The sequence below is a fragment of the Streptomyces tricolor genome (assembly GCF_002155905.1).
Lineage (GTDB): Bacteria > Actinomycetota > Actinomycetes > Streptomycetales > Streptomycetaceae > Streptomyces > Streptomyces tricolor.
The window spans coordinates 1-524 of the sequence record NZ_MUMF01000925.1 but is presented as its reverse complement, the minus strand read 5'-3'; the positions used below and the strand labels follow the sequence as shown (position 1 = coordinate 524).

General features: G+C 71.2%; 1 pseudogene. It reads left to right on the top strand.

The window, feature by feature from the left end:
- Positions 1-118: 118 nt before the first annotated feature.
- A pseudogene (locus CCN44_RS41555) lies at positions 119-524 on the top strand (nuclease); the annotation flags it as partial.

Here is a 524-nt window from a genome sequence, read left to right as displayed (position 1 = left end):
GGCACGCGTGCCGCCGGGAACCGGTCCCGGCCCGGCCCGCTCCGCGCGCCTCGCGGACAGGGCACACCGAGATGAGTATTTTGTCCGATATACTCCCTCGGGCCGCTCTGGAGTCGCCATGCCCATGCTGTTGATCAAAGGCACGTTCCGCCTGAAGGGCACGCAGCCGGACGGGGACACCGTCCATTTCGTCGCGGACGACCCGGAGGAATGGAAGCTCGTCCGGGCCAGGAACCCGGTCCAGGTCGCCGGCGGCGGCGAGGTCAAGCTGCGGTTCGAGGGCATCGACGCCCTGGAGACGCACTACCACGGAGAACACCAGCCGCTGCCGCTCGGCCGCGCCGCCGCGGCGGAACTGCTCACCTGGCTGGGCTTCAACCAGGTGCTGCGCGACCACGACGAGACCGTGACGGCGTCGACGCCCGAGAGCACGCCCGGCTACATCCTCACGCAGGGCACCGACATCTACCATCGGGTCGTGGCGCTCGTCGGCCGGGGCGCCCCGCCGGTGCCCAGCGGCACGG